The sequence below is a fragment of the Bradyrhizobium sp. CIR18 genome (assembly GCF_014198295.1).
Classification (GTDB): Bacteria; Pseudomonadota; Alphaproteobacteria; order Rhizobiales; family Xanthobacteraceae; genus Bradyrhizobium.
In genome coordinates, this window is sequence record NZ_JACIHF010000021.1 from 33858 (window position 1) to 48512 (window position 14655).

Here is a 14655-nt window from a genome sequence, read left to right on the forward strand (position 1 = left end):
CTTCGCTCTTCGAGCTACGGCGGACAAGTCGCTTTGCCCACCCTACGGCACCGCGTTCGGGACCGGCCCTACGCCACGCTCTCCAGAAACGCCTCTTCCGCGGCGTGCACGGCGTCGGGCGTGCCGACATGCATCCAGACGCCGTCGAGGCGGAGGCCGAACAGCCGCTCCTGCTCGTTGGCGCGGTCGAACATTTTAGTCAGCGAGAACTCGCCCGTAGGGGCGCCTTCGAAGATCGACGGCGACAGGATCGCAGCGCCGGCATAGACGAACGGAACGACTTCCTTTTCCTTGCGCTTGCGCAGGGCGCCGTCGGGCAGCATGCCGTAATCGCCACGACCGCCATAGCCGATGCTGGTTGCGGTCGGCGCCATCAGCAGCAGGATGTCCATGCGCGCGGGGTCGAAGTTTTCCGCAAGCCGCGTCAAATTGGAGCGCACGCCGTCGATCCACAGCGTGTCGGAATTGACGTGGAAGAACGGTGCATCGCCGAGCAGCGGCAGCGCCTTGACCACGCCGCCGCCGGTGCCGAGCACCTGGTCGCGCTCGTCAGAAATCGTCACGCGCGGAAGCTGGCGCGATGCGACGTGATCGATGATCTGGTCCGGCAGGTAATGCACGTTGACCACGGCCTCGGTCACGCCGGCCTGGCCGAGCTTGTCGAGCACGTGGTCGAGCAGCGGCTGGCCGGCCACCGGCACCATCGGCTTCGGCATCCTGTCCGTCAGGGGACGCATGCGCAGGCCAAACCCTGCAGCGAGCACCATGGCTTTGGTCGGTTTGACGGACATCCTTCGCTTTCTCAGACCTTTCGCGTTCGCAGCAATCCTAACACGAGGTTCGATTAGCCGCACCGCATCTCAACCGCCTTAGCCACCCGCCGTGACGGTTGTACGACGGGTGTTGCCATCATGCCCCGACGGCTGTGGAACGCGCCTTTTTCTTCTTGTCGCCGAGCTTGAGGAAATTGACCCCGATTTGGTCGCCATTCACCCAGGCCAGCTCGCAACGCCGGTACGCAAGTCCGGTGGACGACAGCAGCAGAAAGAACTCCTTCAGATGGAGGCCCTCGACCGAGCCGTCGATGGTCAGCTTGGCGCCGGTCTCGGAGACGTCCTCCATGGTGCAGTCGCGCCGCCAGGTGCCGTCGATCCCCATCATCTGGGCCGAGATCCCGCGCTCGAAAACGACCCGGCTGTTGCCGCGCTGGTCCGTCTTTACCGCCATCTGCCCGCTCCAGCCCGTAATGATCCGGCTGCCTGGCCGCCAGAATACCGGCGTCTTGGCTAACAGCTGGTAAATCGGGCCCCGAATCAAGCCTTTGGCGGCCTTTGGGGCGGCGGGACGTTGGCGAGATACCAGTCGCGCAAAGAGCTCAGCGCGGGATGCGCCAGCGAGCGCTGGAGATAGGTCCAGATCCGCGGCTGGTGACGCAAATAATGCGGCTTGCCATCGCGGCGGTTGAGGCGGGCGAAGGTGCCGAGCAGCCGCGTGTTTCGCTGTGCCGACATGATCGCGTAGAGCTCGGCGAAACCGGCCGGATCGAAGCCGGCATCGCCAGCGCGCCGCGCCTTGATGTAGCGCGACAGCAGCGTCAGCTCGAGGCTTTCGGGCACGTCGATGCGGGCGTCCTGGAGCAGCGACACCACGTCGTAGGATTGCGGACCGAGCACGGTGTCCTGGAAATCGATCACGCCGACGCGCGCGATGCCGGTGCGATCGCCAAGCCAGATCAGATTGGGCGAGTGATAGTCGCGGATGATCCACGTCTTCGGCGCGGCCAGCGGCTTCTTCAGCAGCTCTCGCCACATCGCGAAAAATTCGGCGCGCTTCTCTTCGCTCAGCGGCGCGTTGCGATCGGGCAGGTACCATTCCGGCATCAACCCGATCTCGATCAGCAGCGCCTCGGTATCGAAGAGGGGAATGGCGTAGCTCTGATCCGCCAGCGGCAATGTTTCCGGCAGCGTCTTGCCGTGCAGCACGGCCAGCACGTCGGTCGCAGCTTCGTAACGTTCGGCGATCGGGCGTGGCGGGTCGCCCTCGATTACGCCTTCGCTGCCGAAATCCTCGGAGATCAGGAAGCCGTGGTCGAGATCGTAATGGTGGATCGCGGGCGCCGAGACGCCGACTACGCGCAAGCCTTCGTCCATGGCAACGAAAGGCCTGATGTTCTCCGCAAGATGCACCGCGGCGCTGTAGGACTTCCCGTTGTACATCGCCGCGCCATCTGGCCGCTGCGGAGAGTTCATGAGGATGAGGCTCTCGCCGTCGCGCAGCAGCCGCGCATAGGAGCGCGTCGAGGCATCGCCCGCCATGCGCTTGCGCGTCGCATCCAAGTAGCCCGCTGCGTCCAGGAATTCACGCAATGCCTGCAGCCGCGCGACCGTGGCCGCGCTCTTGCCGTGACCGGTGATGTCGGCGGCGCGCGCGTTCGAGCCCAATGCGGGGCGATGCGTCAGCGCGATGTCGATGCGATCCTGTGGCATCGCCGACGGCGCGCGCTCCGGCCATTCGATCAGGACGAGTGTGGCATCGGGCAGGGGCGACAGCCCGATCTCCTCGAGCTCGCTCTCGTCCTCTACGCGGTAGAGATCGGCGTGCATCACCGGGAACGGCGGCAGCTCATAGCCCTGCACCAGGGTGAAGGTCGGGCTCGGCACCTCCAGCTCCTCGTCGCCGGCGAGGTAGCGGATCAGCGCGCGGGCGGCAGCTGTCTTGCCGGCGCCGAGATCGCCGGTCAGCGTAATGACATCGCCGGGGCCGACCAGCAGCGCGAGATCGGCCATCAATTGCGCGGTGGCCGTCTCGTTGTGAAGCGCGACGGAGAATGTGGTGGGCGCGCTCATTCGGCGGCGTCGCGATGCGCCGCCTGGTCGGTCGGGAAGTCGCAGATCACGACCGTGCCCCGGCCGACGATCGAATCCACCCGCACCTTGCCGCCATGCAGCTCGACGAAGGAGCGCACCAGCGACAGGCCGAGCCCGGCGCCGCGGTGACGCGAGCCCTGCGAGCGGCTTTCGAACCAGTTGAACACCTTGTCCTTCATGTCGGCAGGTATTCCAGGCCCGGAATCTGTCACAGTGAAGACCACGCTGCGTTCGGTGCGGCGCGCGCTGATGCCGACGGTGGAATCCTGTGGAGAAAACCCGACGGCGTTGGCGAGGAGGTTATAGAGCACCTGCACCACGCGCTTCTCGTCGCCGACGAAGCTTCCGACATCGGGCGCGATCTCGACCTTGAGGCGGATGCGGTCGGTGGCGAGCCGGTCCTGGATGCCTTCGGCCGCGAGCTCGATGGTCTTGCTGACGTCGACCGGGCCGAGTTCCAGCTTCATCGCGCCGGCGTCGATGGTGGCGAGATCGAGGATGTTGTTGGTCAGCGCCAGCAGCGCGTTGGTCGATTTGGTGACGTAGTCGAGATATTCGGCCTGTTTCGGCGTCAGCGGCCCGGTCGAGGGATCGCTGAGGAAATGCGCGAAGCCGATGATGGTGGTGAGCGGCGAGCGCAGCTCGTAGGAAACGTGGTGGACGAAATCCACCTTCATCTGGTCGGCAGCCTCCAGCGCCTCGTTGCGCTCGCGTAGTGCGCGCTCGACGTTCTCGGTGTCGGTGATGTCCTGGAACGTCAGCATGGTCGCGCCGTCATGCAGCGGGCGGATCATGCCGTCGAGCACGCTGCCGTCCTTGCGCTCCAGCTTCAGCGGCACGTCGGCGCGGCTCTCGATCGAGGTGACGGCCTCGCGGATCTGACGCCAGACCGTGGGGTCGTCGAACAGCTGATGGCACCAGCCTTCCACCGTCTGGATGTGCGGCTCGTCGCGCATGGCATCGCTCGACAGCTTCCACATCCGGACGAAGGCCGGGTTGAACAGTTGCGCCTTGCCGTTGCTGCCGAACACCGCGACGCCCTCGGCGAGACTGTCCAGCGTCTCGCGCTGGACCCGGATCATGCCGTCGAAGCGGCGGGCGAGCTCGAGGCTCTCGGTGACATCGTCGAACAGATAGGTGACGCCGCCCTCCGGGTTCGGCGTGGTCACGACCGAGAGCGCGCGGCCGTCGGGCAGGTACCAGGTGTCCTTGGTGGTCTCGACCGCGCGATAAGCCTCGTGCAGCTTGGATTTCCAGGCACGGAAGTCCGGCTGCTCCGGCAGCTTGCGCGCGGCGCGGAGCTGGTCGAGCACGCTGGAATCATCGGGATTGGCGTCGAGGAAGGTGCGGTCGAGGTCCCACAGCCGGCGGTAGGAATCGTTGTAGAAGGCCAGCCGACGCTGGCCGTCGAACACGGCAACGCCGGAGGAGAGCTGGTCGAGCGTGCGGCGATGCGCCTCCGCCATCCGCACCAGCGCCGAGCTGAGCGCATCCGCCTCGCTGGCATCGATGGCGACGCCGACGCTGCCGCTGCCGACATTGACCGCGCGCACGTCGTAGATGCGGCGCTCGCCGCTGATCACGATCGGCAGCCGCGCGTTGAAATTGGCGGTGTCCTTCAGTCCCCGTTCCATCGCGGTGCGATCGGCGCTGTCGAGCAGCTCGAGCTTGCGCTCCTGCGCGTCGGTGACGTTGTTCGCCTCGGTCGCGCGGACATAGGCGGGGTTGGCGTAGGTCAGCGCGCCGTTCTCGCCCTTGGCCCAGATCGGCCAGGGGGCGTTGGCGGCAAAGCCGCGCAGCATCTCGGTCTCGTCGGAGAGCGCGTTGTAGCGCAGATTGGTCTCGGCCAGATCGCGGCGGAGCCCCGAGAGTTCGCGAATCCGGACAATGGCCTGGCCGCCGATGGCGCGGCCGATGGCCTCGAGCGTGTGGCCATGCGCGGTGGTCAGTGTCAGCTGGAACCCGTCGCCGCGGTCACGCAGCGCATCGACGGCATGATCCATCTGGAGCGCGGGTTCCGGCGGCAGCCAGGTTCCGAAGGCGAGCACGCGTTGCGGCGAGGAGTCGCGCGGCAACACCATGGAGATGTCGCCGGAGATCTGCGCGCGATTATCGCCGGCCGGCCAGGAGATCAGGATCTGCGGCTCGGCGAACAGCAGCGCGCCGAAGCGGTCGGCCTGGAGCTGGAGTTCTCCGATTCGGGCACGCAGCCGCGCCTCGTTCTTCGCCGTACGCACGCGCGTGCGCATCAAGAGGATCGCAGCCACCACCGAGAAGCCGAGCAAGGCCAGCGCGGTGGCGAGCACCGCGAGTTCCTGCCGGTTGAAATCCAGCATGATGGAGAGGGTGTCGATGAGGTCGGCCGCCTCGGCCGGCGCAGCCGGCAGCAGCGCTGCAAGAGCGCCTCCCAACAAGCCGTTGCGCACGAGCGATGTGCACGACAGCAGCGTCCGACGCATCGACACGATCACGCCTGACATAGTTGCCCCAAGATCGCACAGATTTGCGCGCGGCGACCCCCGTCGCGCGCGAATCAAACGACAATACCCTCACCGCGACTCCGGCGGTAAGAGTCCAGATCGTGAACGCAAAGGCGGCCCCAAAAAAATGCCGGGTGAAGAGTTCCAACACACGTAAATCTTCGGATGATTCGGCTGGAACTGCCGTGCGTTAGCGGATGAGATGCGGGGGCCGTTTCCACGAAGCAGGTGCGCTCCCTCCCCCGCTTGCGGGGGAGGGTTGGGGTATCTCCGCAACGGGACGCTCCCCAGAGGAGAGAGCCCTCACCCGCCGCGCTCTGCGCGTCGACCTCTCCCGCAAGCGGGAGAGGTAAGAACTAGCGGCCCGTCGAGCCGAAGCCGCCGGCGCCGCGATCGGTGGCCGACAATGTGGCCACCGGAACCAGCGCGGCCTGCACCACGGGCGCGATCACCATCTGGGCGATGCGCTCGCCGCGCTTGATCACGAACGGCGCTGTGCCGTGATTGATCAGGATCACCTTGATCTCGCCGCGATAGTCCGCGTCGATCGTGCCCGGCGAGTTCAGCACGGTGAGGCCGTGCTTGGCGGCAAGCCCCGAGCGCGGTCGCACCTGCGCCTCGTGCCCGGCCGGCAATGCGATCGCAAGGCCCGTCGGCACCAGCGCATATTGGCCGGGGGCGAGCGTCATCGGCTCGCTGTCCGGCACCGCCGCCATCAGATCGAGGCCGGCAGCCTCGGTGGTTTGATAGGCCGGCATTGGCAGGCCTTCCGCATGGGCCAGGCGTTGCAGTTCGACAGTGACCTTCGTGCTCAAGATGCCGGCTCCAGGGATTTGTCGGTCACGCTTCGTGCGACATGCGCGACCAGTTCGATGGCGACCTGTTCCTTGGTCATCACCGGCCAGGAATCAACTGCAATCTCGCCGTCCTTCTCACCATTCTTGCGGCTAATCAGATGCACGGTGTTGCGGTCGCCGCCCATCACGCCGGTGGCGGGCGAGACGTCGTTGGCGACGATCCAGTCGCAGCCCTTGCGGGCCAGTTTTGACTTGGCGTTGTCGATGAGGTGCTCGGTCTCGGCGGCAAAGCCGATCACCAGCGGCGGGCGCTTGTCGGTCAGCTTCGAGATCGTGGCGAGGATATCGGGGTTCTCGATCAGCTGAAGCGGCGGCATGCCGGCCGAAGTCTTCTTCAGCTTCTGCTCGCCTTCATTGGCAACGCGCCAGTCGGCGACCGCGGCGGCAAAGATCGCGATGTCGGCGGGAAGCGAGGCCTGCACCTGCTCCAGCATCTGCCGCGCCGATTCCACGTGCTTGACGGTGACGCCCTGGGGATCGCTGAGGTCGACCGGACCGCTGACCAAAATCACCTCGGCGCCGGCGGCCTGCGCGGCCGCGGCAATGGCAAAGCCCTGCTTGCCGGAGGAGCGGTTGGCGATGTAGCGCACCGGATCGATCGGCTCGTGGGTGGGACCTGCGGTGATCAGCACGCGCTTGCCGGCAAGTGGCTTTGGCGCCGGCGGCCGCAGCAGGCGCTCGGCGGCGGCGGCAATCTCGATCGCTTCCGACATGCGGCCGACACCGGCTTCGCCTGCTTCGGCCATCTCGCCGGAATTGGGTCCGATCAGCACCACGCCGTCGCGCTGCAGCTGCGTGAGGTTGCGGCGCGTGGCCGCATTGGTCCACATCAGCGGGTTCATTGCCGGTGCCAGCAGCACCTTGCGGTTGGTCGCGAGCAGGATGGCGCTGGCGAGATCGTCGGCGTGGCCGTTGGCCATCTTCGCCATCAAGTCGGCGGTCGCCGGCGCCACCACGATCAGGTCGCAGTCGCGCGCAAGCCTGATATGGCCGGCGTCGAACTCGCTCTGCGGGTCGAACAGGTCGGTATAGACGCGCTCATGGGAGAGGGCGCTGACCGCCAGCGGCGTGACGAATTGCTGGGCCGCCTCGGTCAGGACGCAGCGGACCTCGACGCGGCGCTCCTTCAGCCTTCGGATCAGGTCGAGCGATTTATAGGCCGCGATGCCGCCGCCGATGATCAGGGTGACGCTGGCCTCGGGGACGGCGCCGGTGCGCTGGAGTGCGGGGGTGGAGGATACCGCAGGCGGTACCGCAAACGGCGTCAGCGGCTCCTCGCGGCCCTCGATCAGCTCCCGCAGGATGACCCGGACCTCTTCCTCGACCGACCTGCGGTTCTTGGCCGAGCGCAGCCGCAAATAGGTTTTGACGGCGTCGTCGAGCTTGCGGATGGTCAGGCTTGCCATGACGCCCCTCCAGCACGGAATGATAGCGATGCTATCACTTGTGTGATTGCAATGCAATCAAGCTTTTGGCAATCACAGATTCCGGACGGCGATCAGGATCCCGATGAAGGTCGCGGCGATGATCCAGAGCGCGACGGTGCGCCAGCGATTCTTGCGGCCCTCGCTGCGGCCCATCGCGGCGATGCTCTCGGGCGACAGCCTGATGCCCTCCCGTGTCATGGTCTCGAGCTGCTCGAGGACCTTCACGGACCGCTCGGCGATTTCCGGCATGCGCATCAGCACGCGCGCGATGTCTCCGGTCCCGGCGAGCGCGCCTTGCACCCGGCCGATCGGACCGAGATTGCGCTCGATCCATTCGCGTACCACGGGGTCGGCGACCTTCCAGATGTCGAGCCTGGGATCGAAGCCGCGCGCCACGCCTTCGACCACGACCATGGTCTTCTGGAGCAGGATCAGCTCGGGGCGCGTGGTCATGTCGAACAGGCCGGTGACCTCGAGCAGCAGCGTCAAGAGCCGCGCCATCGAGATCTCTTCCGCCGTGCGGTTGTGGATCGGCTCGCCGATGGCGCGAATCGCTTGCGCGAAGTTCTCGACCGAGTGATGTGCGGGCACGTAGCCCGCCTCGAAATGCACCTCGGCGACGCGGCGATAGTCGCGGGTGATGAAGCCGAGCAGGATTTCGGCGAGGAAGCGCCGCTCCTTCATGCCGAGCCGGCCCATGATGCCGAAATCGACCGCGACGAGCCGCCCCGCGTCATCCAGGAACAGATTGCCCGGATGCATGTCGGCGTGGAAGAAGCCGTCGCGCAGCGCGTGCCGCAGGAAGCTCTGGATCACCTTGCGGCCGAGATCGGGCAGGTCGACCTGCGATTCGGCCAGACGCTTGTGATCGTTCAGCGCGATGCCGTCGATCCACTCCATCGTCAGCACGTTGTGCGTGGTGCGGTCCCAGTCCACGGCCGGCACGCGGAAATCAGGATCGCCCTGCGTGTTCTCTGCCATCTCCGACAGCGCCGCAGCTTCCAGCCGCAGATCCATCTCCATCGCGACCGAGCGCGACATGGTGTTGATGACCTCGATGAGGCGCAGGCGCCGCGCTTCGGCCGAATAAGCCTCGGCCTTGTGCGCGACGAAGAAGAAATCGGAGAGGTCGCGGCGGAAGCGCGTAGCGACGTTGGGCCGAAGCACCTTGACCGCGACCGACCTGCGGATGCCGGCGTGCAAAACCTCGCCGCGATGCACCTGCGCGATCGAGGCGGCCGCGACGGGAGGGCCGAAGCTCACAAACACGTCCTTCAGCGGCCGCTCCAGCGAGGTCGCGATCGCGGCTTCGGCTTCGTCCTGCGGAAACGGCGGCAGGCGGTCCTGGAGACTTTCGAGGTCGCGCGCCATGATGACGCCGACGACGTCGGGGCGTGTGGCCAGGAATTGTCCGAGCTTGAGATAGGCGGGGCCCATCCGCGTCAGCGCGCGCGATATCCGCGGGCCGTGCTTGACACCACGTCGTTCGACGAGGCGCGCCAGCTTCAGAGCGAGCTGTCCCGGCGGCGGCACCAGGCTCGGATCGACCGAGCCGAACACGCCCTCGCGCGCAAACACGAACGCGGCGCGGATCAGGCGCGCAATGTGGGTGAAGGCAGAGATCACAAACGCCAGCCCGAATGCAGTGCGACGATGCCGCCGGACAGGGTCTGCCAGCTGACGCGGGCGAAGCCGGCGTCGCGGATCATGTCGGCGAAGGCGTTGGGTTTTGGAAACTTGCGGATGGACTCGACGAGATATTGGTAGGACTCGGCATCGCCCGTGATCATGCGGCCGAGCGGCGGGATCACCTTGAACGAGAACAGGTCGTAGATCCGGTCAAGCCCGGGCATCTCGACGGTGGAGAATTCCAGGCACAGGAAGCGGCTGCCGGGCCTCAGCACGCGATGGGCCTCGCGCAGCGCCAGATCGATCCGGGGCACGTTGCGAATACCGAAGGCGATCGTATATGCGTCGAAGCTGCGGTCGGCGAAGGCGAGCGCTTCGGCATTGCCTTCGACGAAATCGACCCGGGTGTCGAGATGGCGCTTCGCGGCGCGCTCGCGGCCCACCGCCAGCATGTCGGTGTTGATGTCGCAGACGGTGGCATGGAAGCCGGTGCCCGCCGCTTTGGCGGCGCGGAACGAGATGTCGCCGGTGCCGCCGGCGACGTCGAGCAGCGCGAACGGCCGGTCGCTCCTCGGCGGGTCGAGCGCGGTGATCATGATGTCCTTCCAGACCCGGTGCAGGCCACCGGACATCAAATCGTTCATCAAATCATAGCGCGACGCCACGCTGTGAAACACATCGTTCACCAGCGTCTGCTTGTCCCCGAGGGGGACATCCCTGAAGCCAAAATGCGTGGTTTCGCCCGGCCGATCCATTACTCTACTCCACTGGGCGAACCATAGCGCGCCCGCCGCAATGGCGCTATCACACCGCCTTCATAAGGTGAATGCCTGACCATGCCTGAATTGCCCGAAGTCGAGACCGTCCGCCGCGGCCTTCAGCCTGTGATGGAGGGTGCGAAAATCCTGGTGGCGGAGGCCCGCCGGCCGGACCTGCGCTTTCCGTTCCAGCCGGATTTCGTGGCCCGGCTCCAGGGGCAGGTCGTCACGGGGCTGGGCCGCCGTGCAAAATATCTCATTGCCGATCTCGCCTCAGGCGATGTGCTCTTGATGCATCTGGGCATGTCGGGCTCGTTCCGCGTCATCAAGCCGGACAACGAGGCAGCTCCCGGCGAGTTTCACTATCCGAGGGGTAAGGACTCCACGCACGACCATGTACTGTTTCGGATGTCTTCCGGCGCCGACATCGTCTTCAACGACCCGCGCCGCTTCGGTTACATGAAAGTGATCGCACGTAACGCACTCGAGGAGGAGCCGCTGCTGCGCGACCTCGGCCCCGAGCCGCTCGGCAACGAATTCGACGCCGCGATGCTGGCGCGGTCCTGCGAAGGCAAGACCACCAGCCTGAAGGCCGCGCTGCTCGACCAGCGCGTGGTGGCGGGACTCGGCAACATCTATGTCTGCGAAGCCCTGCATCGCTCGCATCTGTCGCCGCGCCGGATCGCGGCGACGCTCGCGACCAAGGGCCGCAAGGGCGTTGGCGGCGGCGAGCCGACCGATCATGCGAAACGATTGGTGAGTGCGATCCACACGGTGCTGAACGACGCCATCAAGGCCGGCGGCTCGTCCTTGCGCGATCATCGCCAGACCTCGGGCGAGCTCGGCTATTTCCAGCATTCGTTCAAGGTCTACGACCGCGAAGGCGAGAAATGCAGGACGCCGGGCTGCGGTGGCACCGTCAAGCGGTTCACGCAGAACGGACGCTCCACCTTCTGGTGCCAGAAGTGTCAGAGATGACGTAGCCCCGTAGCCCGGATGGAGCGCAGCGAAATCCGGGTCCAGCGTGACCGCGGAGAGACTCCCCGGATTGCGCTGCGCTCCATCCGGGCTACGACGCGAAGATCGAACGTCTATAAAACCGCGAAGCGAAGCAATCCGGCCGGGCTGGTGGCCGGATCGCTTCGTCGCTGGGGCCCTTCCGGATGATGAAGGGCCGACTGCCGTCAGAGCGATGCCCCGCTCAGGACGCCAGTGTCGTGGTCTCGTCCGCCGAAAGATCGGCGACGACATGCAGCATGCCGTCGGTAGCCGACATCACCTGATCGATCGGGACATTGGTCGTGGCGCTGAGCTCGAGCCGGGTTTCGATCCAGCGCCACAGGCCGCGGATCTCGTCCGCCGACTTGCCGTTCGGCGCGAATTCGCTCACGGCAAGGCCGCTCGCGAGCGAGTCCTGATGATCGTTGCGCATCACGATCAGCGGGCGCGCGAGAACTTCAGTGAGATCGAGCGCGGCTTCCTCGGCGAGGGTGTTGGCGGCGTTGTCGATGCGCTGGCCGCGGATCGGCGTCTGGTTGAGCACGAAGCTGTAGGGCCGCTTCCAGGCGCGTGCGACGCTGAGCGTCGAGACGGTCGCCTCGATGTCGGCGACGCTCGGGCGGGCCGGGATCAGGCAGAGATCGGAATGGCGGATCGCAGCGGTGGTCGCGGCGCTGAGGCCGGCGGCGGTGTCGACGATCGCCAGCTGCAGGCCGCTGTCAGCCAGCATCTTCTGGCGCGGCTCGATGTCGGCGGCATGATAGATCGGCTCGACGACGAGATCATCGGCGGTGCGGCGGCGCTGCCAGTTCGACAGGGTGCCCTGCGGGTCGGTCTCGATCAGGCGGACGGTGAAGCCGGCCTGCTTGGCCGCGAGCGCGAGGCCGATGGCGAGCGTGCTCTTGCCGCTGCCACCCTTTTGGGTGGCCAGTACGATCGTGTGCATTTGAAGATCAATCCTTTGGAATGCTTGGGTCAGGAATACGCCACGCGAACGTGCATCGATCTCGATGCTGAGCCTTCTCGCTCAGGACGTGCCGGCCCGATCCAAAGGGGGATCGCGGAGGTCCGAATCAACAGTAACGATGATGGCGGAATGGGGATGGCCAGCTAATCCGTACCATTACTGGACCAGTAGTCGTACGTGTGATGATGCTCGCGGCTCAGTTGAACTCGTGTCCACTACGCGCCGCACCGCGTCCGGGACACGAGAGTTGGCGTTAAACCTACTTCCGCACGCAGATCACGCGCACGACGGCGGCCTTTGCGTCCGTCGACGTACCGTTCACCGTGACCTGTTTCGCCTTCAGGAAATCGCGCACGGCGTCCGCGGACACCATCACGGCCTGCGAGGCCGGCACCGATGTCGCGGGTCCTGCCACCATGGTCGGCTTCAACAACGCAATGCCGGCGAACTTGCCGTCGCCATCGATCGCCGGACCACCGGAAAATCCCACCGCCGGGGGAGGCGACAGTGCGGACTCGCTGCTCGTGACCGGTGCGAGTGCGCCCTTGACGGTCGAGACACTCGCCGCACCGCCCTGGCTCTGCGGATCGGCGATGCCGACGACATCCACGTTCGTCTTGGCCGCGCCGCCAGCGAGGCTGAATGGCTTCAGGCCGCGCGCGCCGTAGATATGCAGCAGTGCAAGACCGCGCTCCTTGTCCTCGGCGAGGCGATCGGCGCTGCCATAGCCGGCGATCGTGATGGCGAGGCAGCCGTCGGTGACGAGCCGGTCGGTGACGATCGCGCCGTCATCGCTGACGACGAGACCGGTGCCGTATTCGACGGTCTTGCGCGGCGGCGGCCCGGCTTGCGGTCCGGACGGAAACGCGTTGAACGCGCTCGACATCGCGATCACGACCGGCTCGACCGTGTTCTCGGTCGCCTGGTCGTAGAGGATCGTCATGGTGCGGACCTCGTCACCTCTAAAGGTGCCGCGGATGTAAAACTTCTTCAGGCCCTGCAATCCCGAGAGCACGAAGAAATCGGGCTTCACCACGGTGTAGTCGACCTTGCGCCCGGACGGCTCCTTCTCCAGCTCCGCGAGTTTTGCCGCGGTCGGGTTCGCCTCCTTGCGGCGGCTGAGCAGCACCTGAACGGTTCCGGTCGGCGAGGTCCATTTCGAGCCGTTGGCGTCGCTCGCCCGCTGCGGCACCAGTTTCGAGGGGATGCCGAGCCGGGCGCCGCTGGTCGGCTCCGTCACGATCTTCCAGCCGACGCCGTCCTGCTTCTTTCGCGCCGTCTCGGCCAGCGCGGCGCGCTCCTGCGGATTGAGCACGCCGGTCGGCTTGCCGCCCTTGGCCTTCTGGTATTCCTTGATGGCGTTGACCAGGCGCGCGCTGACGTCGCCGGTGATGGCGCCGTTGTACTGGCCGACCCAGGCGAGGTCGGATTGCAGCGACAGCCGCTCCGCTTGCGCCATCGCATCCGCCGTCGCCGATGGCGTCTGCGTTGCCGGAGGCCGGATCGGCACGGTCTGGACCAGCTTCGGCTTGGTACCGGGGATCTGCGGCGTCGTCATCTGGGCGTGCGCGCCTGTGGCAGCCGCAAACATCAAGGTTGCCGCAAGCATCGATCTCATGACAAATCCAACCAGCCCATTGAACGCAATGCCATTGAAGCACATCTCGTTGGTCGCGAACAATGTTGCGGTGGTTCAGGCCTAAGGTCGAGCCGCGTACACAGGTCCTCATCCTGAGGAGCGGCCTCAAGGCCGCGTCTCGAAGGATGGCCGCGGCGAGATCGGGGCCTGTATGGTTCGAGACGGCGCTTTGCGCTTCCTCCCCATGAGGAGTGAGAGCGACGGCTTGGTAGGAGAGGCGTACGACGATGCTGAGCCCGGACGAACTGGAACGCTATGCCCGCCATATCGTGCTGCGCGACGTCGGCGGACCGGGCCAGGCGGCGCTGAAGCGCGCCTCTGCGCTGGTGATCGGCGCCGGCGGGCTCGGCGCGCCGGCGCTGATGTATCTGGCCGCCGCCGGCATCGGCACGCTCGGCGTGGTCGATGACGACGTGGTGTCGTTGTCCAATCTGCAGCGCCAGGTGATCCACGCCACGCCCGATATCGGCCGGCACAAGGTCGAGAGCGCCGCCGAGCGGATTGCGGCGCTCAATCCGCATGTTCGCTTCGTCGGCCACGCCACCTGGCTGAATGCGGACAATGCGCTCAGCCTGATCGGCGACTACGACCTCGTGCTCGACGGCTCCGATAATTTCTCGACACGCTATCTGGTCTCGGACGCCTGCTTCTTCGCGAAGCGGCCGTTGATCACGGCCGCGCTCGGCACCTTCGACGGCTCGCTCACCACCATCCGCGCGCACGAGACCAACGAGCAGGGCGAATTCAATCCGACCTATCGCTGCCTGTTTCCGGAGGCGCCGCCGCCGGGCACCGTTCCCGCCTGCGCGGAAGCCGGCGTCATGGGTGCGCTGGCGGGCGTGCTGGGGTCGATGATGGCGATGGAAGCGATCCGCGAGATCGTCGGTTTCGGCGACGGCCTCGTTGGCCGCCTCCTGATGATCGATGCGCGCGCGATGCGCTTCGAGACGCTGCGCTATTCGCGCGATCCGGCCAATCCGCTCAACGGCGACGGGCCCGTGGTCACCGACCTCAGCGCCCATCGCACGTGAT

The 14655-nt window shown here is 66.1% G+C and carries 12 protein-coding genes; 2 read left to right on the forward strand and 10 right to left on the reverse strand.

Features of this window, described 5'->3' with window-relative positions; all coding sequences use genetic code 11:
* Nucleotides 1-68: 68 nt before the first annotated feature.
* From GGD65_RS36445 to ubiE, 8 genes are all read right to left on the reverse strand, one after another.
* Nucleotides 69-791 carry a nucleotidyltransferase family protein gene (locus tag GGD65_RS36445; RefSeq protein WP_183238330.1) on the reverse strand — a complete coding sequence of 241 codons (723 nt, stop codon included), beginning with the start codon at nucleotides 789-791 and terminating at the stop codon, nucleotides 69-71.
* 118 nt (nucleotides 792-909) lie between these two features.
* Nucleotides 910-1227: a PilZ domain-containing protein gene (locus GGD65_RS36450; RefSeq protein ID WP_018323417.1), complete on the reverse strand. Its 318-nt coding sequence runs from the start codon at nucleotides 1225-1227 to the stop codon at nucleotides 910-912.
* Nucleotides 1228-1313: 86 nt separating this feature from the next.
* Nucleotides 1314-2846 (reverse strand): tRNA (adenosine(37)-N6)-threonylcarbamoyltransferase complex ATPase subunit type 1 TsaE, encoded by a 1533-nt coding sequence (gene tsaE, locus GGD65_RS36455; protein WP_183238331.1) that lies wholly within the window; start codon nucleotides 2844-2846, stop codon nucleotides 1314-1316.
* Nucleotides 2843-5347, reverse strand: coding sequence for a PAS domain-containing sensor histidine kinase (locus tag GGD65_RS36460; protein WP_018323415.1), 2505 nt, complete (start codon nucleotides 5345-5347; stop codon nucleotides 2843-2845). Before GGD65_RS36460 ends, tsaE begins: the two co-directional genes overlap by 4 nt.
* 356 nt (nucleotides 5348-5703) lie before the next feature.
* Nucleotides 5704-6162: a dUTP diphosphatase gene (gene dut / locus GGD65_RS36465; RefSeq protein ID WP_183238332.1), complete on the reverse strand. Its 459-nt coding sequence runs from the start codon at nucleotides 6160-6162 to the stop codon at nucleotides 5704-5706.
* Nucleotides 6159-7610 carry a bifunctional phosphopantothenoylcysteine decarboxylase/phosphopantothenate--cysteine ligase CoaBC gene (gene coaBC, locus GGD65_RS36470; RefSeq protein ID WP_183238333.1) on the reverse strand — a complete coding sequence of 484 codons (1452 nt, stop codon included), beginning with the start codon at nucleotides 7608-7610 and terminating at the stop codon, nucleotides 6159-6161. Before coaBC ends, dut begins: the two co-directional genes overlap by 4 nt.
* A gap of 72 nt (nucleotides 7611-7682) precedes the next feature.
* The gene (gene ubiB / locus GGD65_RS36475) at nucleotides 7683-9257 is read right to left on the reverse strand and encodes a 2-polyprenylphenol 6-hydroxylase (RefSeq protein ID WP_183238334.1); all 1575 of its coding nucleotides are present in this window, start codon (nucleotides 9255-9257) and stop codon (nucleotides 7683-7685) included.
* Nucleotides 9254-10015 (reverse strand): bifunctional demethylmenaquinone methyltransferase/2-methoxy-6-polyprenyl-1,4-benzoquinol methylase UbiE, encoded by a 762-nt coding sequence (ubiE, locus tag GGD65_RS36480; RefSeq protein ID WP_179732606.1) that lies wholly within the window; start codon nucleotides 10013-10015, stop codon nucleotides 9254-9256. Before ubiE ends, ubiB begins: the two co-directional genes overlap by 4 nt.
* An 81-nt stretch (nucleotides 10016-10096) precedes the next feature.
* Here ubiE and mutM point away from each other — a divergent pair, with 81 nt between their 5' ends.
* Nucleotides 10097-10996 (forward strand): bifunctional DNA-formamidopyrimidine glycosylase/DNA-(apurinic or apyrimidinic site) lyase, encoded by a 900-nt coding sequence (gene mutM, locus GGD65_RS36485; RefSeq protein WP_183238335.1) that lies wholly within the window; start codon nucleotides 10097-10099, stop codon nucleotides 10994-10996.
* 223 nt (nucleotides 10997-11219) lie between these two features.
* Here mutM and GGD65_RS36490 read toward each other — a convergent pair whose 3' ends face one another.
* The gene (locus GGD65_RS36490; protein WP_183238336.1) at nucleotides 11220-11963 is read right to left on the reverse strand and encodes a ParA family protein; all 744 of its coding nucleotides are present in this window, start codon (nucleotides 11961-11963) and stop codon (nucleotides 11220-11222) included.
* A 280-nt stretch (nucleotides 11964-12243) separates the two neighbouring features.
* Nucleotides 12244-13602 (reverse strand): peptidoglycan-binding protein, encoded by a 1359-nt coding sequence (locus tag GGD65_RS36495; RefSeq protein ID WP_183238337.1) that lies wholly within the window; start codon nucleotides 13600-13602, stop codon nucleotides 12244-12246.
* A gap of 248 nt (nucleotides 13603-13850) precedes the next feature.
* Between GGD65_RS36495 and GGD65_RS36500 the strand changes: the two genes are divergently transcribed.
* Complete coding sequence (locus GGD65_RS36500) at nucleotides 13851-14654, forward strand: molybdopterin-synthase adenylyltransferase MoeB (RefSeq protein WP_183238338.1); 804 nt, start codon at nucleotides 13851-13853, stop codon at nucleotides 14652-14654.
* Nucleotide 14655: the final 1 nt, after the last annotated feature.

Coding starts and splice junctions, on each gene's coding strand:
- GGD65_RS36445 (WP_183238330.1), bottom strand. CDS start 791: ATGTCCGTCAAACCGACCAAAGCCATGGTGCTCGCTGCAGGGTTTGGC.
- GGD65_RS36450 (WP_018323417.1), bottom strand. CDS start 1,227: ATGGCGGTAAAGACGGACCAGCGCGGCAACAGCCGGGTCGTTTTCGAG.
- tsaE (WP_183238331.1), bottom strand. CDS start 2,846: ATGAGCGCGCCCACCACATTCTCCGTCGCGCTTCACAACGAGACGGCC.
- GGD65_RS36460 (WP_018323415.1), bottom strand. CDS start 5,347: ATGTCAGGCGTGATCGTGTCGATGCGTCGGACGCTGCTGTCGTGCACA.
- coaBC (WP_183238333.1), bottom strand. CDS start 7,610: ATGGCAAGCCTGACCATCCGCAAGCTCGACGACGCCGTCAAAACCTAT.
- ubiE (WP_179732606.1), bottom strand. CDS start 10,015: ATGGATCGGCCGGGCGAAACCACGCATTTTGGCTTCAGGGATGTCCCC.
- mutM (WP_183238335.1), top strand. CDS start 10,097: ATGCCTGAATTGCCCGAAGTCGAGACCGTCCGCCGCGGCCTTCAGCCT.
- GGD65_RS36490 (WP_183238336.1), bottom strand. CDS start 11,963: ATGCACACGATCGTACTGGCCACCCAAAAGGGTGGCAGCGGCAAGAGC.
- GGD65_RS36495 (WP_183238337.1), bottom strand. CDS start 13,602: ATGAGATCGATGCTTGCGGCAACCTTGATGTTTGCGGCTGCCACAGGC.
- GGD65_RS36500 (WP_183238338.1), top strand. CDS start 13,851: ATGCTGAGCCCGGACGAACTGGAACGCTATGCCCGCCATATCGTGCTG.